Origin of the sequence: Citrobacter sp. TBCS-14 (genome assembly GCF_005280805.1) — a bacterium.
In the GTDB taxonomy this organism is placed as follows: Bacteria; Pseudomonadota; Gammaproteobacteria; order Enterobacterales; family Enterobacteriaceae; genus Citrobacter; species Citrobacter gillenii.
The window spans coordinates 1-252 of the sequence record NZ_SZWM01000028.1; the positions used below are offsets into that span (position 1 = coordinate 1).

Sequence of the window (252 nt, forward strand, 5' to 3'; positions counted from 1 at the left end):
ACAGCCCCGGCTCCAGCCATTTCGCGCTGGGCGCATCATCAAAACCAAACAACGAAACATCCTCGGGGATCTTTAGTCCAGCCTGATGTAATGCTTTCGATGCACCTAACGCCATGTCATCGTTACAGGCGAACAGTGCGCTGAATATCACTCCTTCATCCAACAGTTCACGACAGGCTTCATAGCCTCTGGTCATCGTTGAATCACCGTATTTGACCTTGGCGGGTTCCCAGGGAATACCGTTTTTTTCCA

Annotated in this window: 1 protein-coding gene; it reads right to left on the minus strand. The window is 50.8% G+C overall.

The genetic code is table 11. The annotated features are described in order from the left end of the window. The coding region (locus tag FDX22_RS00115; RefSeq protein WP_186805252.1) for a substrate-binding domain-containing protein at positions 1-252 on the minus strand (252 nt) is incomplete at both ends.